Annotated in this window: 11 protein-coding genes; 7 read left to right on the top strand and 4 right to left on the bottom strand. The window is 39.4% G+C overall.

What is annotated here, in order from left to right; genetic code table 11:
- Window positions 1-108: 108 nt before the first annotated feature.
- Entirely contained in the window at window positions 109-2,259 is a 2,151-nt protein-coding gene (ccsA, locus tag ETF27_RS00480; RefSeq protein WP_240048085.1) for a cytochrome c biogenesis protein CcsA, read from the top strand.
- Between the two features lie 847 nt (window positions 2,260-3,106).
- Here the strand turns inward: ccsA and ETF27_RS00470 are convergent.
- Together ETF27_RS00470 and ETF27_RS00465 are read right to left on the bottom strand one after the other, a co-directional pair.
- The gene (locus tag ETF27_RS00470) at window positions 3,107-4,714 is read right to left on the bottom strand and encodes an OmpP1/FadL family transporter (RefSeq protein ID WP_130829746.1); all 1,608 of its coding nucleotides are present in this window, start codon (window positions 4,712-4,714) and stop codon (window positions 3,107-3,109) included.
- A 43-nt stretch (window positions 4,715-4,757) separates the two neighbouring features.
- Window positions 4,758-5,699, bottom strand: coding sequence for a hypothetical protein (locus ETF27_RS00465; RefSeq protein WP_130829745.1), 942 nt, complete (start codon window positions 5,697-5,699; stop codon window positions 4,758-4,760).
- Window positions 5,700-5,866: 167 nt separating this feature from the next.
- Between ETF27_RS00465 and prmA the strand changes: the two genes are divergently transcribed.
- Window positions 5,867-6,736: a 50S ribosomal protein L11 methyltransferase gene (gene prmA / locus ETF27_RS00460; RefSeq protein ID WP_130829361.1), complete on the top strand. Its 870-nt coding sequence runs from the start codon at window positions 5,867-5,869 to the stop codon at window positions 6,734-6,736.
- Here the strand turns inward: prmA and ETF27_RS00455 are convergent.
- Entirely contained in the window at window positions 6,669-7,490 is an 822-nt protein-coding gene (locus ETF27_RS00455; RefSeq protein ID WP_376744090.1) for a glycoside hydrolase family 25 protein, read from the bottom strand. The genes prmA and ETF27_RS00455 overlap by 68 nt on opposite strands.
- A 100-nt stretch (window positions 7,491-7,590) precedes the next feature.
- Window positions 7,591-9,246, bottom strand: a complete 1,656-nt coding sequence (locus tag ETF27_RS00450) for a diphosphate--fructose-6-phosphate 1-phosphotransferase (RefSeq protein WP_130829357.1) — start codon at window positions 9,244-9,246, stop codon at window positions 7,591-7,593.
- Window positions 9,247-9,441: 195 nt separating this feature from the next.
- Between ETF27_RS00450 and ETF27_RS00445 the strand changes: the two genes are divergently transcribed.
- The 5 genes from ETF27_RS00445 to ETF27_RS00425 all read left to right on the top strand — a co-directional run bounded on the left by ETF27_RS00445 (window position 9,442) and on the right by ETF27_RS00425 (window position 15,321).
- Window positions 9,442-9,714 carry a hypothetical protein gene (locus ETF27_RS00445; RefSeq protein ID WP_130829355.1) on the top strand — a complete coding sequence of 91 codons (273 nt, stop codon included), beginning with the start codon at window positions 9,442-9,444 and terminating at the stop codon, window positions 9,712-9,714.
- Between the two features lie 4 nt (window positions 9,715-9,718).
- A complete protein-coding gene (locus tag ETF27_RS00440; RefSeq protein WP_130829353.1) occupies window positions 9,719-10,273 on the top strand; it encodes a 1-acyl-sn-glycerol-3-phosphate acyltransferase in 555 nt (184 codons plus the stop codon).
- A 2-nt stretch (window positions 10,274-10,275) separates the two neighbouring features.
- Complete coding sequence (locus ETF27_RS00435) at window positions 10,276-12,861, top strand: golvesin C-terminal-like domain-containing protein (RefSeq protein WP_130829350.1); 2,586 nt, start codon at window positions 10,276-10,278, stop codon at window positions 12,859-12,861.
- Window positions 12,862-12,890: 29 nt separating this feature from the next.
- Window positions 12,891-13,202 (top strand): hypothetical protein, encoded by a 312-nt coding sequence (locus ETF27_RS00430; protein ID WP_130829348.1) that lies wholly within the window; start codon window positions 12,891-12,893, stop codon window positions 13,200-13,202.
- Window positions 13,203-13,314: 112 nt separating this feature from the next.
- Window positions 13,315-15,321, top strand: coding sequence for a YgiQ family radical SAM protein (locus ETF27_RS00425; RefSeq protein WP_130829744.1), 2,007 nt, complete (start codon window positions 13,315-13,317; stop codon window positions 15,319-15,321).
- Window positions 15,322-15,483 lie beyond the last annotated feature (162 nt).

Raw genomic sequence — 15,483 nt, 5'->3', positions numbered from 1 at the left:
ATTCACGTAGATAATATGATTTCTAACCATCGAATAAGAAAAACATTGACTTACCTTTCTTTTGGGCTGTTAGTCTTGATTGTCTTAGTCTTGACTACAGCCTCTTTCGTGGAGAAAGTAGTCGATACGGAAACGGCTCATCATTGGTTTTATGGCTCCTTGCCTTTCATTGTCCTCTGGCTGCTACTCGCGATAGTGGCATTGGTAGCCATGCTTGGAGCTTGGAACATGATGCGCCGTCCGGCTCTGCTTTTATTTCATTGTTCTTTTGCTTTCATTCTTTTGGGTGCGGGACTTACCCACTTCTTTGGGACACAGGGCGATATGTATCTCTATCGCGGACAACCCGTTTCTTCCTTCACCACCTCAGATGGTAAGCGAGAGCCACTTCCCTTTACCGTAAGGTTGCGAAAGTTTGAAATTGTTTATTTTCCCGGCACACAGTCGCCTATGGATTTTGTAAGCAGAGTTAGTTTCGATGGAGATGGCGAACAGCAAGTGTCCATGAACCACATAGCGCAGAACCAGCATTATCGGTTTTATCAGAGTGGCTACGACTTGGAACGCGAGGGGGTGCATCTCTCGGTGGCACACGATCCTTGGGGCATCTTCGTTACCTATATTGGCTATGCATTATTGCTTTGTGGCATTCTTGCATTGCTCCTTCACCCGAAAGAGGGCTTTCGTCATGCGTGGCGTAACGTGATGAAATACAGTAATAGTTGGATGATTGTGTTAGCTCTGCTATTATCTCTTCCTTTGCGAGCTAACGACAAGTCGCTTCCGAAAACTTTGCCAACGACACAAGCAGAACGTTTCGGTAATCTTTATGTTTATCATAATGGACGTATATGCCCCATGCAGACGTTGGCAAGAGATTTCACCACCAAACTCTACGGACACGACCGTTATAAGGGTTACAGTGCTGTTCAAGTACTCGTGGGATGGATGCTCTATCCCACTGATTGGGTGAATCAATCCATGATTAAAGTGAGTGGGCACAAAGTGAGAGAGGCGTTGGATGCCAAAGGAACTTATGTATCTTGGCGCGACTATATGGATGACACCAATCAATTCAAGTTGACATCGTTGGTGGAGGAGTTGAACCGTGGCGTGCTGAAGGGAAATGAAGCCAATGACGTCTCGGCAGCCTATGAGAAATATAATATTATAGCCTCGTTGATGTCGGGCAGTGCTGTCAGGATGTTTCCCATCAGTACAAATGGCACTTTGAATTGGGTGGCGCAGGGCGACCGGCTGCCGGAGACTCTTCCACACGATGAGTGGCTCTTTATCAAGCGTTCCACTGACTATATCATGGAATTGGCATTAACGAACGATTATGCCGGTTTGGATGAAGTGCTCGACAAAATAAGACTTTATCAACAGAAAAAGGGTGGTGCATATTTGCCTTCTGCCACTCGTTTTAGAGCCGAACAACTCTATAATTCCTTACAATACTCCCTGCCGTTGGCGGTGTTCCTTGTTTTGCTCGGAGTGGTTTATTATGTTCTTGTGGTTCGGAGCTGGTTGAACAATCATCCTATGTCTTCCCTTGTTCGGCATTGTGGACGCTGGCTTCTACTCTTGGCAACTGTGTTTTTGTCCACTGTGATTGTTCTTCGCGGCTATTCCGGTGGGTATATGCCACTCTCCAATGGTTATGAAACCATGCAGTTTATGGCTTTTTGCGTGTTGCTCATCGCCCTGCTGCTGTGTCGTCGCCTATCTCTCTTTATGCCTTTTGGATTTCTGATGGGTGGTTTGGCTCTGATGGTGTCAATGATGGGAGAGAATAATCCACAGATTACCACACTCATGCCTGTATTGGCATCGCCATTGTTGAGCTTTCACGTGGCAATCATTATGTTTGCTTATTCGTTGTTAGCCTTTTTGTTTTTCAATGGTATTACGGCTTTGGTGTTGTGGCATACAGAAAATGGAGTTCGGCTTGCCGATCGATTGTCCGACCTTAGTCGCCTGATTCTCTACCCGGCTGTATTCCTGCTTGCCTTGGGAATATTTATCGGTGCAGTATGGGCTAATGTTTCATGGGGACGCTATTGGGGCTGGGATCCTAAAGAAACTTGGGCATTGATAGCCATGATGGTTTATTCGGTAAGCTTTCATAGGGCTTCTCTTCCAGCTTTTCGTCGTTCCATCTTCTTCCATCTCTATTTGGTGCTGGCTTTTTTGACAGTATTGATGACTTATTTCGGCGTAAACTTCTTATTGGGAGGGCTTCACAGCTACGCATAGTGGTATGGATACATGCCGGTAGGTCTGTTTATTCAGATAATCGCTCCCTCGGGTGAATGTTTTCTCCACTGTGCCAACTTTCTTTTCTCTTCTTCTTTGTGATTTAATAAGGGCTAAGCTGCTTTCCGCTACCGTCCAAAGAAATTAGAAACTATTTTAGTTATACTGTCATTAGAAATATTCAATTATATGAGTTTGTTATTCTGCAATTTACTAACTAAAAGCCATGCGCTATGAACTTTATATATCAAGACCTGCGCCTAATAGGGTAGGCGAGAGCCAAGCATATTCTCTTTATTTAGCCGGGGCATTGAAAACGCGAAAATCCTTCCCGGCGATATGGGAAATGTTCAATAATGTCCTAAATTTTCTTCATTCATCCATCCAAAGCTTAGCTTTTGCTTTCCAAAAGGTAAGTTTTTACAATGCAAAAGGTCATGAATTGGAGTACAAAAGCCAAGCTTTTAAACTGCAATCAATATCGTCTTGATTATCAATAGATTATGAAGCGTGTTCCTGAAACGGTTTTTGTAATATAATTTCGTGGTGATTAGGACGCCATTGGGAAAAGATAAAAAGTTTTCTCACTGGCATACAACACTGAGAAATCTTAATGACCAATTTGGGTTTAATGCAACCTTGAGTGCGGGCTAATAAAATTATTTAGGAAAATTCATATAATTCCCTGTGTGTAAGGGTATAAATAACATATCACACTGACAAACAATTAGTTGGAAATTTACAAAATATCCCTACTAAAAAAATGTAAGCTACAAAACATACTTGATACACGGTTGTTTTGTAGCTTACACTTGATATATTTTTTATTCCTAATCTTTTCCGCTGTTTAGAAATGATAGCCTACTGTCATGAGCAATTGACTTCTGTCATTTTGCACCTTGGTCATTGTTGGCACATTCGCATAGGTTTGCCCGCCATCATTTACAGACATCGCCGAGAATGGATAGAACTCGCCCTTTTGAGTGCTATATTGGTAAGCTAAATCAACACTGAACTTATCAACTATATAGCCAAGTCCTATAGTAAAACGATTCGTTGATTTCCAATTGGTAAAGTCTGTTGCAGAAGCATAACTACTTCCATACGACATCAAACCGGAATCTTTTTGAGCTGAAGACGAATATTTTGGACCCACATAATTGTAACCAAAACGAACAGCTAAGTTGTCTATTGGTTTAACCTCTGCTCCCAACTTAAGAGTGCTGACCCCTTTAAGGGCTTTTTCAGTGTGGTTATTCATAAATTGGTCTGCTGAAGTGGATTGATATAAATCACCATAGTAATAGTCAATATAAGAGTCGTCGTTTATTCTCGTATTTATCGCACTATAATCCTCATATTCATAAGTTAGTCCAAAAGCAAAATAGTTATCAATGGTATGTCCGAGAGAAACACCAAACTTCCATGGTGTCCATATCTTAAAGTCATAGGAGTTTGTAATAGAGCCTTTGTCATATGTTCCTCCCTCGGTGGAATTATTTGCGATATTCGTATAATTTTCCGTAGTTAAATCGAACCAAGTTGGGGTTTTTACATAGACACCAATACGAAATGGAGAATTTTGCATTGGACGAACTATAATTCCGGCAGTTACATCAAAGCCACTACCTGTAATTCGTCTATTATCGGCTAAAGTTACACTTCCCCCTCCGTTAGATAACAATTCGTGGTATTCGCTGTACCCCTTGTAATGCACATCCTTAACGCCAAATGTTATTCCAAGGAAGACCTTGTCATGTATATTTCCACTGATGTTGAAATCGTAGTTGGATATGTATCCGGTATTACTTCTGTCAAATTGATAAGCATCGGCATCATAAGTATAAAACTTTCCATCTTTAGCATCCGGAATCATCGTGTTCCAATAGAGATAATCTACCGTGCTATAGGTCAAAGCCGTATATGTACTTTTATCATCGACATATCCGAAATATTCTCCTTGTTTATTTTGTCCAACCGAGAAACCGCCACTTGCTTCGTTTCCTATCAATCCTTTCAGATAAGACTGTCTGTTCTGTGAACTTCCATTAAGACTGTTGGCGGCATTAAGAATGAAATTGAAATTTTTACCTTTATGATAATTGAAACCAAAATTTAAGTAAGAATCTTTTCTCGTGCGAGTGGAGTACACAAAACCAGCCTGATCGAAACTTGCATTTGTTTTATTCCCATTCGCGAACTCATTACCCTTTCCTTGTATTATCAGTCCACCACTGATACTGGCGTTACTATGGCGAAACAATCCGATACCCGCCGGATTTGATCCCATTGTGGAAATATCAGCTCCTAAAGCTTCTAATGCACCACCCATTCCAACATAACGCGCCGTTCCATTAAGATCTTCGCCTGAAATACGGGCATTCTCATAAGTTTCTTGTGCTATTGCCGGCAATGAAACCAAAGAGGCTGCCAGCAAAAAATGTTGTATTCTCATATTCATCAGTTGTAATTCATTATTAAAGTGTTATTTTTCCGTTTTATCGACGTCCGCCAAAACGTCCACCTCCAGTTCGAGTTCCGCTTCCGCCGCCTCTCGATCCACCAAAGTTACCGCCGCCAATTGACGAGCGAGTTCCATTGCCAAAGCTGTTGTTACGATTTGGAGTGAATTGTCTGTTGTTGTTGAGAGAGTTATTATTTCTCGAACCATTAAACCTCACGTTGCCATCATTTCTCGTACCTCCAAATCGATTTGAACGAACTGTCGTGTTTCCAAAAGTAACTCTTCCATTATCGTTTCTATTTATATTGCCACGATAACCTGTCGTACTTCTGTTAAAAACTCGCCCATTTGCCCAATGGTTCGCCGTACCGGTATGACCATATACTCTTCCATAATATCGGGGTGTCCACCATCCGTACGAATAAGGATACCATCCATAAGAATAATAGGGCCATCCCCAGCGGTAATAACCATATCTCCAAGGAGAATACCATCCATAATAGCGATACCATCCGTAATCATTCCATGGTCCATAGTAGTAATCATCATACCAAGGATTCCAACCCCACCATGTGTCATAATAGAATGAACCTCTATACCTCCATGGGTAATAATCCCAACCATCATCGAAGCGATTCATTTGTTGGCTATAAGCAAAATCGCTTTCACCATTATCGAAAAGCCGTTCTACCTGATAAATAGTGTCTCGTTTAGCATCGTTCATGTCAAACAAAACAATGTCATTCCCAAGAGAGTCCTTGCCTATTTTCTGATATGAACTATGAAAATGTCCTCTACGGTTGTAGTCTGCGTCCGACTTATTAATTCCGGCATAATAAGTGGAGGGTTCTGTCTTCACGATAGAGTGCTGAAAATCGGATTTATCCTTAGCAGGTACAAAGTATAAGTCGTCCTGTGCCCATGTAGCCAATGGCATTACAAGTGTTAGGATTGATAAAATAAAAATTTTTTTCATTGCCATATCCTTATTTTTATTTCTTGTTAAATTCAATATTGGTATTACCTAATTTATTTGACACAAAAATACATTAACTTTTAGTGCAAATATACGGAATTTCCCTAATAAAAGATAGGTTTTTCCCTATTTTTTGTAAATTTGCATTGACTTTTCAATACAATGTAATGAACTATATAGAAATAAAATTTTATTTATCGCCAGATTCCTCCACCGCTCGCGATTTATTAACGGCAATCGCAGGAGAAACCGGCTGTGAATCTTTCATAGAGAATAATGGTGCAGTAATTGCCTATTGTCAAGAAGAAAACTTTGATGAATTGATATTAAATAAAGCGTTAGCCGATTTTCCCCTACCTAATACAAAAATTTCTTTCACCACTTCAAAAGTTGAGGACAGGAACTGGAATGAAGAATGGGAACAAAATAATTTCAAACCAATTATTATAGAGCATAAATGTTTGATTTGTAATACTAAAGATGTACTACAAGCTAAGAAATCAGCCTTAAACGACAATTCTCATCCACTGATTATCGAAATTAATCCTTGCAAAGCCTTTGGAACAGGTACGCATGAAACTACTCAGATGATAGTTAGCCAACTATTTAATATGGATTTGAAAGGAAAGAGTGTATTGGATTGTGGTTGTGGAACCGGTATATTGGGTATAGTTGCTTCAAAGTTGGGAGCGAGGAAAGTATGTGCCTACGATGTAGATTCGTGGAGTGTCAAGAACACCATTGATAACATGAAGCAGAACGATGTTACACTTAAAGTTTTAGAAGGTAATAAGCATGTTATCAATAAGTTTGAAACAAACTTTGATGTAATCCTTGCCAATATCAACCGAAACATTGTATTAGACGATATGGATAGTTTGGCAGCGGTTTTGAATAAGGATGGTTTCTTAATATTGAGTGGTTTCTACACGGAAGATAATGAACTAATTCTTGATAAAGCCAAATCGCTCAATCTGAGACTGTGTCTTCAAAAAGAGGAACATCGCTGGTGCTGTCTTGTACTTCAACCGGCATAGGCTTCTGTATTAACATTTTTATCAAGTCATAATAGCTACCGTTATAAATATTCAAGTCCACGTACCCTTTTATACCCGGTAAGCGACCGGCATCAGTGTGTTGCCAAAATTTCCATGCGCCCTGATATTCCATCTTATCCACATAATAATGTGCTATCCAATATGGATAATCATCAAAACGAGAATCGGAAAGATATTTATCCTTAAACTTATAATAGGTATATATGATTGGTTTGACGTGATATTTATCCTCAACGATATGAAGCCATGTCAGGATATTCTGTTGAAAGTCTTCGGTAGATAAATCTGTAGGTTTTGTTTCCACATCAAGCACCGGTGGCAAATCTCCGGGAACAAGTGGAGCCATTGCAAGAAAAAAATAAGCTTGCCTGCGAGGGGAAGACTGGTTGCTCCAAAAATGATATACTCCGCGAATAAGACCAGCTTCTTTTGAATTAAAAAAGTTCTCGCGAAATTTAGCGTCCAAATGGCTATCGCCTTCTGTAGCCTTTAAGAATACGAACCTAATGGGGTAGGTATCGATTATCGCATTTCTAAGCCGATTCCAATTCACGTCCCCCTGATAATGACTAATATCAATACCATGAATCTCATATCCATCCGGATAATCCGGGTCTCCGTATATTGCTCTCCATCGAAATGCGGTGGGTGAAACAAACAAAAGATAAAAAGCGAGTGAATAAAATATAGAGAAAGATATTCCTAATGCCCACCACATCCATGAATACTTCATTTGCAGTTTCCGAATGATTTGACAGATGGTTTTAGGAATATCCATTTATTATGCTACCGTATCTTTGACAATAAGTTGGAATTTCATGTTTAAAATTCAACTATTCGTTTTTATTGCTTCCTTTTTCAAGAGCTAATGTTTTCGTTGTTCTGTCGCAAACTTCTTTTGGTCCCCAATATTGAATTGGACCGGGGTATATATACGATGATTCCTTAGCCCATTTCTCTCGATTTAGGACAAAAGTTTGGAAAGGTGCTCCTTGCAAATCAACAAGAGCCTTACGAATTACGGGTTTCATTTCTCCATTACGCCTTTCCATATTCATCATCATAGTGATAGGTACTCCACCGGCAATCCATTCTTCTGTGGGGGCGGTGGTATTTTTCACAATTGCCATATATCCCGTTTTTCCATTGGCTATAAGCTGAACAGCTGTTGTACCGAGGGAATAACAATAGTTTGCGTCAAAATTGGACGGAGCGGCACAACGCCCCTCATAACCTAAGAAGTGATGAATGGTGGAAAATTTACCCACATATTTTCCCGTTTTTACCCATTCTTTTAGTTTTGCTTCAACCATAACCGAAAGCAGTTTCTCGGTTTCTATCAAAGAGACTTGTACATTTCCGTGTGGATCACGCTCAAGAGCCAACTGATGAGCTACTTCCAAGGGCAGTGTTTCGAATGTTGCTCTATTAGTTTCAGATAGATGAGTTGTAATATATTCCTTCTGAGATAAATCGTCGAGGTTTTTATATTCTTCTCCATGCGTAGCCAACAAATCACTCAATTCTTGAATGAGCCGATAAACTGCGGGAATGAATTCAAGCAGCCCTTCAGGAACAAGAACAACACCATAATTCTTACCCTCCTTAGCTCTATTGGCAACGATGGTCGCAATATACTCTACGACATCATTCAAAGTTTTATCTTTAGCCTTAATTTCTTCTGAGATTAAACATATGTTCGGGTGTGTCTGCAAGGCACATTCCAATGCTATATGCGAAGCTGAACGTCCCATTAACTTAATAAAATGCCAATATTTACGAGCAGAATTACAATCCCGAGCAATATTTCCTATCATTTCAGAGTAAGTCTTTGTTGCAGTATCGAATCCGAAAGAAGTTTCAATTTGATCATTTTTCAAATCTCCATCAATCGTTTTCGGACATCCAATGACCTGAACTCCATATTTTTTTGCGGCATAGTATTCAGCCAAAACACAAGCGTTTGTATTAGAGTCATCGCCACCTATTATTACAATTGCCTTTATATCCAACTGCCTAATGATTTCCAAACTTTTTTCAAATTGGTCAATTTTTTCCAGTTTTGTTCTTCCGGAGCCAATAAGATCAAAACCTCCTGTGTTTCTATAATTTTGAATAAGTTCAGTGGTTATTTCAATATAATTATGATCAACTAATCCACCCGGTCCCATAAGGAAGCCATAGAGGCGACTATTTGGATTTAACTTCTTCAATTCATCGAAAATACCTGAGATAACATTGTGTCCACCCGGTGCCTGTCCACCGGACAGAATAACCCCAACATTGAAATTTGGCGTTTCTTTTGAAATAGTCGGTTCAAATTCTACGATAGGTAATCCGTAAGTATTGGGGAATAATTTCTTTATATCCTCATGATCATCAGCACTTTGAGTGGGATTTCCTTCTTTAATACTAACCGCACTCTGAAGAGCTTTTGGCAACATGGGCTGATATTTTGCCCTTTCTTTTTGCAACGAGCTTGTTTCCATACGTTAAAAGTTTGAAATTCATTTATACAATCTTTCGTGAATGCAAATGTACTGTTTTTACATGATAAATATGCAGAAAAAATCATTTTTAATAGTAATGGTTTTATTTTTTTTCAATTGATTCTTTCTTTTCTCTTTTTTTGTTTATCTTTGAACATTAAAATCATTTGACTAACTTCATAATTCATATATAAAATGAGTAACAAAAGAGATTTAAAACGAACTATCAATTATATCTGTGGCGATTTATTCGCGGAAGCATTAGCGGCTTCGCTATATGGCTCGAATGTAAATAAAGAAGATGTAGAAGCACTTTTAACGTCTATCTTAATTCTGCGTAATAATTACATAAGCCGGGTATCACACATAGAGCCGGGCATGAAATCCAAACTTTATTTTAATGACTTAAAGTACAAATTTAATGAAGAAGTAAGCGAAATCATCGACCAAATCACAAACTTAGGATAAATCAATGCTGAGTAATTTTTTCTCATGGATTTTATATAGGGTAATGGGCTGGAAAAAAGAAGTAAGCATCAGTTATCCAACTAAATTTATCATCTGTTTAGCTCCTCATACGAGCAATTGGGACTTTGTCATTGGACAATTATTCAGCCACGCTGAAGGATTAAACAGCAATTTCTTAATGAAGAAAGAATGGTTCTTTTGGCCTTTAAGAACTCTTTTTAAAAAAATGGGAGGAATACCGGTATATAGAGAGAAACATACGAGTATGACCGATATCATGGCAGAAGTAGCACGACAGTCAGACACTTTCCAGTTATGTATTACGCCCGAGGGAACAAGATCCTTGAATCCAGAATGGAAGAAAGGTTTTTATTACATAGCCCAAAAAGCTGAAATACCTATTCTCTTATTTGGGGTGGATTACAAAAAGAAGATGATTAATTGCACAAAGTCGATAATTCCATCAGGAGACATAAAAAAAGACATGAGGGAAATAAAATTATACTTTAAGGACTTTCACGGCAAGATACCAGAGAACTTTACTATTGGAGATATCTGATAATGAAAAGACTATTCTTATTTTCTTTCTTCGTCATACTGTCTATTTTGCCTTGTGTTGCGCAAAGCAACCAAATTTCATGGGGAAAATTTGAATATAAAGGTAAGCCGTGGGTGGAGAATGTTTCAAAGCCAAATAGAATCTCCGAAGGATTAAATGGGCGACACATCTCCGTGTGGGCCTCACACGGAAGATATTATGACTCTCAAAAACAAATATGGAAATGGCAACGTCCAAATTTATTCTGCACCACTGAGGATTTATTCACCCAGTCCATTGTTATTCCATATCTCATGCCAATGCTTGAAAATGCCGGTGCCGTTGTGATATCGCCTCGTGAGCGAGATTGGCAAAAGCATGAAATAATTGTTGATAATGACAGTGGAAAACCTTACTATTTTGAGGTGAATGAAAAACACAAGTGGGAAGGCTCCACTGAATTAGGATTTGCAGCTCATGGAGGGAATTACTTTGATGGAGAAAATCCCTTCATTGCAGGTACTATACGTCAAATCAAAACAACAAGGCGCAAGAACAAATTAAGCTATGCGTTCTATCAGCCATTTATCCCTGCGGATGGGAAATATGCAGTTTATGTCAGTTATAGAACTTTAAAACATAGTGTTGATGATGCCGAATATATTGTCTGCCATAAAGGACAAGAAACCAAAATTAAGGTAAATCAAAAAATGGGTGGAGGCACATGGGTGTACCTTGGTACATTCGATTTTGACAAAGGAAATAATATCTACAACCGCGTCATCATTTCCAATCATAGTAAAAGAAACGGAATAGTTACTACTGATGCTGTACGCATAGGTGGAGGAATGGGGAACATACTTCGAGGAGGAACCACCAGTGGCGTTCCAAAAGCTTTGGAAGGAGCAAGATATTTCACGCAATGGGCAGGTGCACCACGCAATATTGTGAGCAAAAGCAATGGTGCTAACGATTATAATGACGATATCAACAGCCGTTCATTATATATTAATTGGTTGGCGGGAGGCTCTGACTATGTTCCAAATAAGTATGGATTAAGAGTTCCCATAGAATTATCGCTGGCTATTCATAGCGATGCAGGGGTTAAGAAGGATGGAACTACGGTAGGAACGCTTGGAATATGTACCACAAAGAGCGGAAACCCAAGACTTGGGACAGGTCTTTCGCGGAACGCTTCGAAGATATTTGCCGAACAACTTGTCGCCAACATAAAAACAGACATTGAAAAAACGTTCTATAAGGCTTGGAATATTCGTAATGTAATCGATCAAAATTATAGTGAAACCAGATTGCCGGAAGTCCCATCCGCTATACTTGAAACAATGTCCCATCAAAATTTTAATGATATGCGAATGGGACAAGATCCGAATTTCAAATTCACCCTCGCTCGTTCCATCTATAAAACAATTCTAAGATACACCTCTCAATTACATGGTACGCATTATACGGTGCAGCCGCTTACACCGAACAATTTTAAAATAGAATTTACATCAAAAAATAAAGTAAAACTGAGTTGGAAAGCTGTTAGCGATATCACAGAGCCATCGGCGAAATCCACATCTTACAATGTTTATATAGCCACAGGAACGAGTGGTTTTGACAATGGAACAAATATAAAGAAAAATTCATATAAACTGAAATTGGAGCCGGGAGTTTTATATCATTTTCGAATAACGGCATGCAATCAGGGTGGCGAAAGTTTTCCAACAGAAGTTTTATCGGCATACAATGCCGGGAACGAGAAACAAACCATACTCATTATCAATGGCTTTCACCGTTTGTCATCACCTGCAATTATTGATACGGAAACTGAACAAGGATTTGACATGGATTCTGATCCCGGCATAAGCTATGGTCCCACGATGGGTTGGTGTGGCAAACAAAGCAACTTTGATAAATCACAATTCGGCAAAGAAGGAACAGATGCACTTGGTTTCAGCGGAGATGAGTTGGCAGGGAAATTATTGACGGGTAATAATTTCAATCACATAACAACCCATGCTGATGCCATTGCAGCATTAAATCAATACAATATTGTAAGTTGTTCCTCTGAAGCTGTAGAAAATGGATGGATAGATATTAATAAATATGCTTTGGCGGATTTAGCTTTGGGATTGGAAAAAGACGATGGACATAGCTTGTTCTACTATAAGGCGATTAAACCTCAAATGCAAAAGAAATTATCTGATTATTTGAAGAATAAAGGAAAAATATTTATTAATGGTGCCTATTTTGCTTCCGACGCTTATAGCGATTCAGAAAGGAAATGGCTGGCACGCTATCTCAAAATTCAGTTTGGAGGTGTGAATAGAAATGGGAGCAGCTCACAAGTTGTAGGACTTAACACCAATTTCGATATTTACAGATTTCTGAATGAGAATCATTATGGTGCCTATTCACCCGACATCATTTTGCCCATAAGCCCAGCTTTCTGCGCCATGAAATATTCCGATAACACCGGAGCTGCCGTGGCCTATAAAGGAACTGATTACAACTTGTTCGCGATGTCATTCCCATTTGAATGTATCAAAGACAAGAATCAGCGATTAAGAATTATGAAGGGGATTATCACCTTTTTAATGAATTAAGAGAGTAAAACCATAACAATAGATGTTTTATGTATAAAATACAAACAAACGCTTCAGGAACGAGGCACATTGACATTAATGAGAAACATTTAGAAACCATTAGACACTATTCTCTTTTTGCCAATCTTATAGATTCAAGTGGAGTTATCAATGAGGATATGCTTGACAGACTCAGGCTTAAAACAAGAGGATTGTTGGAGTCGGATATCTCCAAAGACAATTCCCTGTTAGACCTATGTCTTGATGTTATTTACAATCCTAACATGAAGGCTTTGGGATTAAAAAACCTTCTTACCCTGTTCCACGAATGGGAATTAACAAATAAAGAAGTGAAAGAATAATCTCATCCTTAGCAGTAAATCCAATAATCATTTGAAAACACGTAAATCAAAGGAAAAGATAAATCCTGAAAAAATATCAGGGAGAACGAATACCCAAAAGCAGAAACCGGAAATGATGGGAACTAAAAACAACAAATTGGTTTCTGCTTCATATTCACGTTTTCAACTGACGGATTTCTTGCCGACAACAAAAAAAGAAGTAGAACTAAGACATTGGAACGAACTTGACATCATTCTCTTTTCCGGCGATGCGTATATAGACCATCCGGCTTTTGGCGCAGCCGTCATTGGGCGAACACTCGAAAAGGCAGGTTATAAAGTTGCAATAGTCCCACAACCCGATTGGCATGGTGATTTCCGTGATTTCAAGAAATTGGGGCGTCCCAGACTTTTTTTCGGAATTGCCCCGGGAGCAATGGACTCAATGGTAAATAAATATACTGCGAACAAACGGCTCCGTTCCGAAGACGCATATTCACCAGACGGGCGACACGACCTCCGACCCGAATACCCTACCATTGTCTATAGCAAGATATTAAGACAGCTATATCCTGATGTTCCTATCGTATTGGGAGGGATAGAAGCCTCTTTGCGTCGATTGACTCACTACGACTATTGGCAAGACAAACTCCGGAAAAGCATCCTTTGCGATGCTGATGCTGATATGCTAATCTATGGTATGGGGGAAAAGCAGATTCTTGCAATAGCAAAGGAACTTGGGGCTGGTAATAATATAAACGAAGTTAAAGAAATCCCTCAAACGGCATTCTTGTGCAAAAAAGAAGATATTCCCGGAGGAATAAAAGAAGAAGACATCATCCTCCATTCCCACGAAGAATGTCTGAACAACAAAAAATTTGAGTCGGAAAATTTTAAGCATATCGAAGAGGAATCCAACAAGAGATATGCAAAACGAATCCTGCAAGCAGTTGATAAAAAATACGTTGTGGTCAATCCTCCTTACCCCACCATGACAACAGATGAGGTGGATGCTGCTTATGATTTACCCTATACAAGGGAGCCACACCCCAAATACAAAGGGAAAATCATACCGGCGTACGAAATGATAAAACATAGCGTAAACATACATCGGGGGTGTTTCGGAGGTTGCGCATTCTGCACCATATCTGCACATCAAGGAAAGTTTATTACCTGCCGATCAAAAGAAAGCATATTGAAGGAGGTACGACAAATCATCAAAATGCCCGACTTTAAGGGTTATCTGTCAGACTTGGGCGGTCCGTCCGCCAATATGTATGGCATGGGGGGCATGAACCAAAAAGCGTGCGACCGCTGCAAGCGTCCAAGTTGCATCTTCCCGGAAGTGTGCCCAAATCTAAATACCGATCATAGCAAGTTGTTGGACATATATAGGGCTGTGGATCGGTTGCCCGGAATAAAAAAGAGCTTTATAGGTTCCGGTGTCCGATACGACTTAATTCTCCATAAATCCAAAGATGAAAAAGTTAATCAAGCGGCAAAGGAATATGCCAAGGAATTGGTAACACGCCATGTTAGCGGTCGCCTGAAAGTAGCTCCGGAACACACATCCAACAATGTACTACGACTGATGAGAAAGCCCTCGTTCCAACAGTTTTATGCCTTTAAGCGCATATTTGACAAAATAAACAGCGCTGCACATCTGAAGCAACAAATCATTCCCTACTTCATCTCTTCTCATCCCGGTTGCAAAGAGGAGGATATGGCAGAACTCGCTGTGCTGACCAAAGATTTGGATTTTCATTTGGAACAGGTCCAAGATTTTACCCCTACTCCAATGACCGTTGCCACTGAAACTTGGTATTCCGGTTTTGATCCATATACACTTGAACCGGTTTTTTCAGCAAAAACTCCTCGAGAAAAACTTGCACAACGCCAGTTCTTCTTTTGGTATAAGAATAGCGAGAGGCATAATATTGAAAAAGAGTTACGAAGGATAGGAAGAAGCGACTTAATCCCAAGACTTTATGATGGCAAGCCTTTCCGCACCAAAGTAAATTATAACCGACAAGCTATTGGCAGTAATCCTTTGGATGATAAACAAGGTTCAAAAAAAAGAAACAACACTGTTAAACGTGTCAAGGAACGGTATTCACGAAATGACAAAAAGCGAAGATAGCAGCCTTCCCAACGCATATTTAGTCGTTACAAATATCATTTATTACCATATTTTTTTCGACAAGAGGCTATGCTGAAACCTATTGAAAAAAGCATATCTTTATTCATGACTTCAAAGGCAATAATATTTGGGGAATTGAGTTAGTCATTACCCACACAAATC

Origin of the sequence: Prevotella brunnea, from assembly GCF_008016795.1 — a bacterium.
GTDB classification, from domain to species: domain Bacteria; phylum Bacteroidota; class Bacteroidia; order Bacteroidales; family Bacteroidaceae; genus Prevotella; species Prevotella brunnea.
This window is presented reverse-complemented; position numbering and strand designations above follow the sequence as displayed.

Excerpts from the sequence above, each read along its gene's own strand:
- ETF27_RS00450 (WP_130829357.1), bottom strand. The coding sequence starts at position 9,246 with ATGGAAACAAGCTCGTTGCAAAAAGAAAGGGCAAAATATCAGCCCATG.
- prmA (WP_130829361.1), top strand. The coding sequence starts at position 5,867 with ATGAACTATATAGAAATAAAATTTTATTTATCGCCAGATTCCTCCACC.
- ETF27_RS00430 (WP_130829348.1), top strand. The coding sequence starts at position 12,891 with ATGTATAAAATACAAACAAACGCTTCAGGAACGAGGCACATTGACATT.
- ETF27_RS00425 (WP_130829744.1), top strand. The coding sequence starts at position 13,315 with ATGATGGGAACTAAAAACAACAAATTGGTTTCTGCTTCATATTCACGT.
- ETF27_RS00455 (WP_376744090.1), bottom strand. The coding sequence starts at position 7,490 with ATGAAGTATTCATGGATGTGGTGGGCATTAGGAATATCTTTCTCTATA.
- ETF27_RS00465 (WP_130829745.1), bottom strand. The coding sequence starts at position 5,699 with ATGAAAAAAATTTTTATTTTATCAATCCTAACACTTGTAATGCCATTG.
- ETF27_RS00445 (WP_130829355.1), top strand. The coding sequence starts at position 9,442 with ATGAGTAACAAAAGAGATTTAAAACGAACTATCAATTATATCTGTGGC.
- ETF27_RS00440 (WP_130829353.1), top strand. The coding sequence starts at position 9,719 with ATGCTGAGTAATTTTTTCTCATGGATTTTATATAGGGTAATGGGCTGG.
- ETF27_RS00470 (WP_130829746.1), bottom strand. The coding sequence starts at position 4,714 with ATGAGAATACAACATTTTTTGCTGGCAGCCTCTTTGGTTTCATTGCCG.
- ETF27_RS00435 (WP_130829350.1), top strand. The coding sequence starts at position 10,276 with ATGAAAAGACTATTCTTATTTTCTTTCTTCGTCATACTGTCTATTTTG.